The 9,541-nt window shown below is 33.0% G+C and carries 4 protein-coding genes; all 4 read left to right on the top strand.

Annotated elements, in window-relative coordinates; genetic code table 11:
* The first annotated feature begins 183 nt into the window (after positions 1-183).
* The 4 genes from BUC11_RS15925 (at position 184) to BUC11_RS15905 (ending at position 9,355) form a co-directional block, all read left to right on the top strand.
* Positions 184-2,109 (top strand): RHS repeat-associated core domain-containing protein, encoded by a 1,926-nt coding sequence (locus tag BUC11_RS15925; protein WP_073355658.1) that lies wholly within the window; start codon positions 184-186, stop codon positions 2,107-2,109.
* 1,625 nt (positions 2,110-3,734) lie between these two features.
* On the top strand, positions 3,735-7,571 hold the full coding sequence (locus tag BUC11_RS15915) for a T9SS type B sorting domain-containing protein (RefSeq protein WP_073355656.1): 3,837 nt from the start codon (positions 3,735-3,737) through the stop codon (positions 7,569-7,571).
* 102 nt (positions 7,572-7,673) lie between these two features.
* Positions 7,674-8,405 carry a hypothetical protein gene (locus tag BUC11_RS15910; protein WP_073355660.1) on the top strand — a complete coding sequence of 244 codons (732 nt, stop codon included), beginning with the start codon at positions 7,674-7,676 and terminating at the stop codon, positions 8,403-8,405.
* Between the two features lie 11 nt (positions 8,406-8,416).
* Positions 8,417-9,355 (top strand): hypothetical protein, encoded by a 939-nt coding sequence (locus BUC11_RS15905; RefSeq protein ID WP_073355654.1) that lies wholly within the window; start codon positions 8,417-8,419, stop codon positions 9,353-9,355.
* The last annotated feature ends 186 nt before the right edge of the window (positions 9,356-9,541 follow it).

Below are 9,541 nucleotides of genomic sequence, written 5' to 3'. Positions count from 1 at the left end.
GTTATTTCCGATTTTAGCCTAGAAAATAGAAATGAAAACTTAAAAAACTATCTTAAGTTTCTAAAAAAGTTGCATCGCGAATAGGTCGCAGCATAAACCTATGATAGTAATGCTATTTTAACTAAAGTAGAAACAGGAACTGATGGAATTAACTACCAAACAGATGCAGATTATTACTACTACTTGACTGGCGAACTAAAAAGAGTTAACATTGCCCAAGGGGCACAAGGGCTTGATTACGTATATACCCTAGGTGGGCAACTTAAAAGTATAAACCATCCTAGCCTAGAAACCGCCAAAGATCCTGGAGGGGATACTAACGACTTATTTGGTATAACACTAGACTATTTCCAAGGTGATTATCTAAGAACAGGTAACAATATCACAACATCCCCATCGGCGGGAAATGATTACAATGGTAATATTAAAGCAGCACGTTGGGCCAATAAAAATCAAATGATGGATTTACAAAATTCATTAATCATACAAAAAGGCTATTTATACAACTACAATAGAGACAACTGGCTCACAAGCGCTACTTTTGGAGATACTAATGCATCAACGGCTGCAATTAGTCCTACAGGAAAATACAAAGAGGCTGGACTAAGCTATGATCCCAATGGAAACATTAAAACGCTACAAAGATCTGATAATAATGCAACCATTACCGATAATTTAACCTATAATTATACAAACACTGGAAAAAACCAACTTAACTACGTAACAGATGCAGTAACTACAGCTGATCTAACTGATATTGAGTCTCAACCCTCCAATAATTATTTATATGATTCCATAGGACAACTTATAAAAAACACTCAAGAAGATTTAACCTATGTTTATAACACCCAAGGATTGGTTATCCAAGTTAACAAAGGGACCAATCCTGTTATTAAAATGTACTACAACGAGAGAGGGCAACGCATCAAGAAAGAATCGTTCGCTACTGGAACAAGTACTTTATCAAGCACTGATTTTTATGCACTGGATCTCTCAGGAAATGTAATGGGTGTGTACAATAAACTAGGTAATAATAGCATAGTTCAAACAGAAAATCCTATCTTTGGGTTATCAAGAGTAGGTGTATACTATAGAGGTGGTGTCAAAAATTACCAAATCACCGACCATTTAGGTAACGTGAGGGCGGTAATTAAAAAAGAAACTAGCAACGGGACTACAACAATGATCTCCTACGCAGATTACTACCCTTTTGGAGAGCAATTACCTGGACGTAATTCGTTAAGTAATTATCGTTATGCCTTTCAAGGGCAAGAACTCGATAAAGAAACGGGAATGGAAGCGTTTCAACTTCGCCTTTGGGATGGTAGACTAGGAAGATGGTTGTCGCCTGACCCGTATGGAGAATTTCATAGCCCATATTTGGGAATGGGAAACAATCCTGTTAGTATGATTGACCCTGATGGAGGTTGTATAAAATGCCCTGGTGATGGTAAAAACCATATTGATGGTATGCCAGGAAGTGGAACTAGTCAACAGTTAAATGAAATTGTTATTCAGGGGTATAAGAAACCAGATGGTTTTTTTGCTAGTGGGGCATCAGCAATATCAACTCCAGATATGTTTAGCTTTAATGGTTATAATTTCGGATTTAAATCAGAGAATTATAACGCTAAAGTATCTGGGTACAATGCAGATTTTTCTAATAATAGTAGCCATTTATACGTAAATGGGTCGGCTGAAATTACAGGGATGAAAGGTGCAATTTCAGCAAATGCAGGTAACGAAATGCTTGGAGGTAATATTTCAGCTGAAGGTTCTGTTCTTGGTGCTTTTGCAAATGGAAATCTCGGAGTAATGACTGGACAAGATAATAAATTTGGTGTAGGAGTTGGTGCAGGTGCAGGTGCATATGCTGCAAAAGTTGGTGTTAAAGGAGGAGTTGCACTATTAGGAATAAAGGTAAATACTGGAGCATCTGTTTCATTCAAATCTTACCATGCTGGGGTTCATTTTAACACTTATTATGATTCAAACTCAGGTTCTCTGACAGTAGATGCGTCTGCTAATTTAGGATTAGTGGTTGGAGTATTTTTAAATGGTACTTTCCAACTGCCAATTGGCCATGTCATTGAACGTGTTATATTTTAAAAACAAATAAATGGATAAAAATGCTGTACTTTAATATTTTATTTTTCACATTTTTTAATTTTTTAATTTTTAAATCATTATCAATTAATTGGTTTAATATTTCTAGATTTAAACGAATATTTATTTTTATAATTTCAATTATAATTATTTCGAAAATATATAATCACTTCTTTATATTAACGTCTTTAGTTTCTAAGCAGACTTACATTATGCTTTTATCTTTAAGTTTAAGTATATTTCTAAATTTTATATTATTAAATTTTATTCTTTATTTTTTTAAATACATGATGTATCTTTTAGAATTAAATTTTAATCTTAACTATTCTTTATTAAAAAAAAACATACCATTGGTATTATTCTTATTGATTTCTTTAACTCAAATAATAATATTGATTTATTGAAAAAACCTTGCTGACACAAGCGATAGACAGAAATAAACATAAAAAAAACTGCAACTGGAATTCATTTTCTGGTTGCCCCATCTGGTGCGAGCAAAAATAATCATAAAGGCTAGTGCGATGCCTCTGGCTCGTACCAACAAACCAAAGCAAACCATAAACAAAAAGCAACTCTAGACTGAGTTGCTTTCTTGCTTAATAAAAGTATACACAAACGGAATGAGTTTTAACCTCTCTAGAGATCATTAAGGGTATTGAGTATATTCTTCTATCCTCGTCTTTAAAACTCTGATGGCTCGGATATGCAATAAATTTCTCGGTTAGATAGCGCAGAATTAAATTCTGTGCCCACAACAATGAGCAGCCAAAACAAGTCAAACAACAAAAAACCGAGCAGTTGCTCAGTTTTTTGTTTTAGAAGGATGCGTAAGCAGAACGAGCTATAGCATCTCTAATGAAAGCGTTAAGTGTATTTAGAATATCTTTTCTATCTTCTTCTTTTAAAAGCTGTATAGCAGTAATAGTATCAATTAAAGACTTATCTAGATCTACATCAGACAAACCAGTTAGGAAGTCAAGACAGACTTCAAGTGTTTCAGCAATTTTATAAGCTACTTCTATCGATGGCTTTACTTCCCCCTGCTGGCGCGAGCGTGATTGATCGAAAACGCTAGCGCAAGCGTCCCGCTTGTGCCCGCAACAGTGAGCAGACAAAACAAAAAAACAGGCATGATTGCCTGTCTTTTTGTTTTTAATAAGGCCCCTATCGCTAGGATATGCGATAAATATACTTTTAAGAATAGCGCAGAATTACATTCTGTGACCACAAAGTTGAGAAAACAATATCTATAAAACATAAAAAATAACGCAAAACTGTGTTACTTTTTTGTTTTATTACGAGAGTTTTAACAGCGCAAACGATTACTATACGTGTATTTAGAAATTCATTTCAATCTTCCAATTTCAAAAAGTGAAATAGAGGTAAAATCAACTAATTATAAATGAAGTTCAGCATCAATATAACTAAGTAAATAGAAAAGTTCCTTTTTTATGATTTTGAATAAAGCTATTTCGTTTCCTGACAAATAAAAACATTTTACCCCCGTTCATTACTATGATCCAGCAGTTCTTCAAACTAAAACAATCTTTATTATGATAATATTTTAAGTTATTTTCCTACCATTACTAAAAAAAATGTATTTTTATTGCAATTTTTTTTTGGTCTATATGAATAAATTTTTTACACTACTTCTTTTACTGCTTTCTTTATCAACATACGCGCAGGGTGAGGCCAACATTTGGTATTTTGGAGAACGAGCAGGAGTGGACTTTAACAGTGGTACTCCAGTTGCCCTCACTAATGGAGAATTATTTACATATGAGGGCTGTGCAACAATATCCAACAGTGCTGGTCAACTATTGTTTTATACTGATGGTCAATATGTGTTCAATCGCAATCATCAGCTAATGGTAAATGGAAGTGGACTTAAGGGTACTGATTCTAGTACACAATCTGCAATAATTGTAAAAAAGCCTAATTCCTCAGCGATTTACTATATATTTACCTGTGATGAAAGGGGTAATAAAGAAGGAATAAAATATTCCGAAGTAGATTTAACGTTAAATGGAGGTTTAGGAGCAGTAACATCTAATAAAAATATTTTACTAATCACTCCTACTTCTGAAAAATTGACCGCGGTACAAAATAAAACAGGAGATGGAATATGGGTTATTGGCCACGGTTTTGGAAATAATAATTTCTATTCATTCTCAATTGATAATTCAGGAGTAAACACAAATCCTGTTATAAGCAGTTCAGGTGCAGTAATTAACTCACCAGCTGGAATAGATGCCATAGGCTATATGAAAGTGGCACCATTAGGAGATCAGTTAATCTGTGCAAATAGAGAAAATTTAACTCAATTATTTGATTTTAATAATGAAACTGGTGTAGTCAGCAATCCGCGTTTAATAACAGACAAACAAACTAATTATGGAGTAGAATTTTCACAATCTGGGAAAATAGCCTATGTATCAACTGGAAATGATGTTACTGAAAAGTATGAAGTAAATCAATATGATTTAACAGCCTCCGACATTCCAAGTACTGAAATAAGATTGTTAACTGTGTTTAATTTACTGTACCAACCTTCAAGCTTGCAACTAGCCCCTGACGGGAAAATTTATTTAGCGATTTTTAACACCCCTTATCTAAGTGCGATTGCTAATCCTAATATTTTAGGTACTGGATGCAATTTTCAGCTGAACGCTGTTGATCTCAAAGGAAGATCTTCCTTCTCAGGACTACCACAATTTATACAATCCTATTTTCTATCTACTTTGAATGTGCAAAATAATTGTTTAGGAGAAATAACTTCATTTTCATTAACTAGCGGCAAAGAAATTATTGCAGCACAATGGGATTTAGGCGATGGTACTCTCTCAAACGAGATTAACCCTAAACATATCTATTCCTCAGTAGGCAAATATACCGTATCCGTAAAAGCTACCTCTAAGACAGGCGTGACAATAGAAACCAAAGATATAGTTATTTACGAAGTTCCAAAAGCGACACAACCACAAAATATAGCAATTTGTGATAGCAACAATGACGGTTTTGCATCTATTAACTTAACTTCCCAAAATGCCTCAATTCTAAACGGCCAAGATCCCAATTTATATACTGTAAGCTACTATGCAAGCGCTACTAACTATTCAGATAATATAGTTATTACTAACCCAACTACCTACACTAACACCACCGCTTATCAATCGCAAACAATAATTGCTGCTGTATCAAACAAAGCTAACCCTACATGCACCAGCACAACTACCTTTTCGGTTTCTGTATATGAAACCCCAGTTCCAAAGGATTCTAATGCGATACAAGATTTCATAGTTTGCGACAACACAAGTTTTGGAAATGATAAAGATGGACGTGTTCGATTTGATTTGACTCAAAAAGCCACAGCTATTTTAAACGGTCAATTAGAAACTCAATTTGTAATCTTATATTATAGGGATGCAGCAATGACCCAAAATATTAATGCGCCATCAAGCTATGTAAATGACTCTCCTACCCAAACTGTTTATGTAAAAATGTTTAATAAAGATTATCCTATTTGTTTTGAAACTACATCTTTTAAAATACAAGTTAATCCTTTACCTACCATTAATCAAAATGTAGATTTAAAGCAATGTGATGATGATATTGATGGTATTAGCATTTTTAATTTAGAGGAAGTAATCCCAAAAATCACAGGTAATGCAGCTAACGAAAACATTACTTTTTTTGCCAATCAATTTGACGCACAAAATAACACTAACCCAATTACCAATCCTACAAATTATACAAACCAATCCATAAGTAACGATGTAGTTTATGCTCGTGTTTCAAATTCAAATGAGTGTTTTAGAATTGCCACAGTAAATTTAATAGTCTCCACCACGCAAATTCCGATAAATTTTCTGAGGAATTTTACTACCTGTGACGACACAGTTTTAGGCACAAATAAAGATGGTATTTCTAGTTTTGACTTTAGTGGTTTGGATAATGAAATTAAAGCGATTTTCCCGGTAGGACAGCAACTAGCGATTACCTATTATCGCAATCTAAATGATGCATTGACAGAAAAGAATTCTATTATGGATATTTCTAATTACAGAAACATAGGGTATCCAAATTCACAAAAAATATATGTGCGTGTAGACAGTAAATTAAATAACGATTGCTTGGGATTAGGATCTCCAATTCAGCTAACTGTTGAGTCAATACCTATTATGCAACCCATAAAAGAAACACAATGCGATGACGACCGAGATGGAGTTTTTGCTTTTGATACGACAACCATTCAAAGCCGTTTACTTCAAGGATTGACAAATGTCACCTTAGCTTACTTTGATCAAAATAATAATTCGTTACCAAATCCTTTACCAAATCCTTTCATAACTATTTCGCAAATCGTGAAAGTAAAGGCAACTAATAACACTATGAAAGCGTGCTCATACGAAACAACTGTTGAATTTATTGTATCTACTCTACCACAAGTCTCCCCTATTCCACGCAGTTTAGTAACTATTTGTGACGATGAGATCGATCCTACTAAACAAGATGGAAAATATGCCTTTGACACTTCTACTTTTCAAAATACCATACTAGGAGGGCAAACAGATATGATCGTTAAATATTTTGATGCAAATAATAACTTGCTATCGAGTCCTTTACCCAATCCTTTTGTGACCAAGTCGCAAAATATAACTGTCGAGGTAATCAATTCTTTAAATACAACTTGTGCTTCTAAAATGACTATTCCCTTTGTCGTTAATCCTATTCCAGCAATCCAATTGACTGGTGAGGAATTGGTATGCAGTAACCTCAGTACATTCACTAAAATAATTGATGCGGGCCTTACTGATGAATTATTAAAAAATAGTTACACCTATGATTGGACTTTCGATGGAAAACCAATTACAAATGAGTCAAAATACAGCCTAACAATCAATAAAGCGGGAACTTATACCGTAAAGGTTAGCACTATTGATGGCTGTTCTAAAACTAGAGTTATAATCGTAGCAGCATCTAATATTGCTAAAATAGAAAACATAAAAATTGAAGATCTTACGACTTCAAATAGTATTCAAGTTTCAACAACTGGCACAGGTGATTATGTCTACGCTTTAGATGATCAAAATGGAAGCTATCAACAAGAGAATCTTTTTACGAATGTTAGTGCAGGAATCCATACAATTTATGTAAAAGACTTAAATGGTTGTGGTATTGCAATTCAAGAAGTAGCACTGTTAGGAATTCCAGCTTTTTTTACTCCAAATCAAGACGGTTATAATGATTATTGGAATGTACAAGGAATAAACAACACCTTTAATAGTGCAACTAAAATTCACATTTTCGATAGGTATGGAAAGTTAATAAGTTTGTTGAACCCTTTAAGTCAAGGATGGGATGGCACATATAATGGCCAAGCTCTACCTTCAGACGATTACTGGTACAACATAGCCTTAGAGGATGGCAGGGTTTTCAAAGGACATTTTACATTAAAAAGATAACTACAGAATATATCAAAAGTAAATTACCTACATTTAGGGCTGGGTCATTTTCAAATCGACAACTTTTACATAAAATAGATGATCAATAAATTCCAAAAAAATATGAAAAATAATTTTCTTTTACTTATCCTATATTTTTTCGCAGCTTGCCAATCTACCAAGATCAAAAATGATTATTATAAAGTTGCTCCATCCTCACCCGAACTAGGGAGTATTGGCGACTCTAAGTCGATTTTAGATCTCCAAAATGACTTTAACACTAAAACATTAGCTATTTTAGAAAAAAATATTAGACTGAGTATTGAAGTATTACCTTTTAATAACAGACTCAATGCTTTGTACAATGCTAAGTCTAAATACAACCAAAACCAACCGTCAATTAATTATATTGACAGTTTGCCTCAAAAGCCGGAGTTGGCAGTTATTCGCCTGCTAGATGTTTCTGGATATGTTGGTGAATTAAATTCAGACTATAATGCTTTAACCTTGAGGCTACTTCAAAATAACACCAAACTGAAAATCATCACTAGTATTGTATCTCATTTGACCGATGAGGAAATCACTAAAATTAAACAAGCTGACTCTTATTATTTAAAAAATGCTTTGGACAAAAAATATACTATACAACTTTATAAATCTGGAAAAAAAACAGATTTGCTAGCCATTGATCCAACTACAACTATTGCATACCGTACTAGTTCTTTTTGCTGGTCAACTACTGATAGAGGAAAGTGGTATATAGCCGATCTAACGGAAGGAAATGAAAATTGTAAAGGAATTACAAAATCAAAAATAAAAGATAAAACCAGAACTAAAAAGTTATTTGATTTATAAAAAATAAGGAAATGATAAAATTAAGAAGTATCTATAAATATTTTGTATTAATATGTTTGGCAACATTATCTTCATGTGAAGAAATTCTTCTTGAAGACAATATTTCTACAAGTGAGGTTAATTTAACAGCACCGCGAAATAATGCACAACTTTCTTCTACTAGTGTTAATCTATCCTGGGAAGAAGTTCAATATGCCACATCATACCATTTACAAATTGCTAAACCTAATTTTGAGAATCCAAGTCAAATTATCTTGGATACTATTATTTCAAAAAATAATTTTATCATCCAACTTAATATTGGACAGTATGAATGGAGAGTAAAAGCAATTAATAGTGCATATGAAACACATTATAAAAGTCGGTTCTTTTTTATTGAAAGTAATGCTGATTTTAAAAATAATACTGTAGTTCTTTTGAACCCATCTAGTAATTTAAATACCAAAAGTACGAATCAAAATTTCTCATGGCAAGAAATCATAGGAGCTTCCAACTATCAATTTCAATTATACGATCAAAACAACACTATTATTGAAAATAGAATAATGACCAACACTTCCCTCAATTATACTTTAAGTGAAGGTGATTTTTCGTGGCGAGTTAGAGCTAGTAATGATACAGAACAAACCTTATATTCGTCACGTAGTCTACTTGTTGACACTACTGCGCCTATCACTCCTATTTTAACAAATCCAACAAATAACAGTACTACAATTAATTTAGATATAAATTTTCAATGGAACCGAGCTCCTATGTCGGGAAGCATTGAGAAAGACAGTTTGTATATTTATAAAGATAGTGCGCTTACAGTTTTAGAGTCTAAAAATCAGGCAACAAATCCATATTCTAAAACATTGACTGTAGGTAAATATTATTGGATAGTAAGAAGTTTTGATGCAGCTGGAAATGTTAGCGCTAAGAGTACCATTTTTAATTTTACTATAAATTAGGCTTAAGATTTTAAATTAATTGAAAATCATAATAAGCATATCAATCATTTAAAATGAAAAACAAAAAAAATATTTATATCCTTCTTCCAATTATGCTGCGACCTATTCGCGATGCAACTTTTTTAGAAACTTAAGATAGTTTTTTAAGTTTTCATTTCTATTTTCTAGGCTAAAATCGGAAATAAC

The sequence above is a fragment of the Flavobacterium xanthum genome (assembly GCF_900142695.1).
GTDB classification, from domain to species: Bacteria; Bacteroidota; Bacteroidia; order Flavobacteriales; family Flavobacteriaceae; genus Flavobacterium; species Flavobacterium xanthum.
This window is presented reverse-complemented; position numbering and strand designations above follow the sequence as displayed.

What these genes read in the sequence shown, in the direction of transcription:
- BUC11_RS15910 (WP_073355660.1), top strand. Translation starts at nt 7,674, where the DNA reads ATGAAAAATAATTTTCTTTTACTTATCCTATATTTTTTCGCAGCTTGC.
- BUC11_RS15915 (WP_073355656.1), top strand. Translation starts at nt 3,735, where the DNA reads ATGAATAAATTTTTTACACTACTTCTTTTACTGCTTTCTTTATCAACA.
- BUC11_RS15905 (WP_073355654.1), top strand. Translation starts at nt 8,417, where the DNA reads ATGATAAAATTAAGAAGTATCTATAAATATTTTGTATTAATATGTTTG.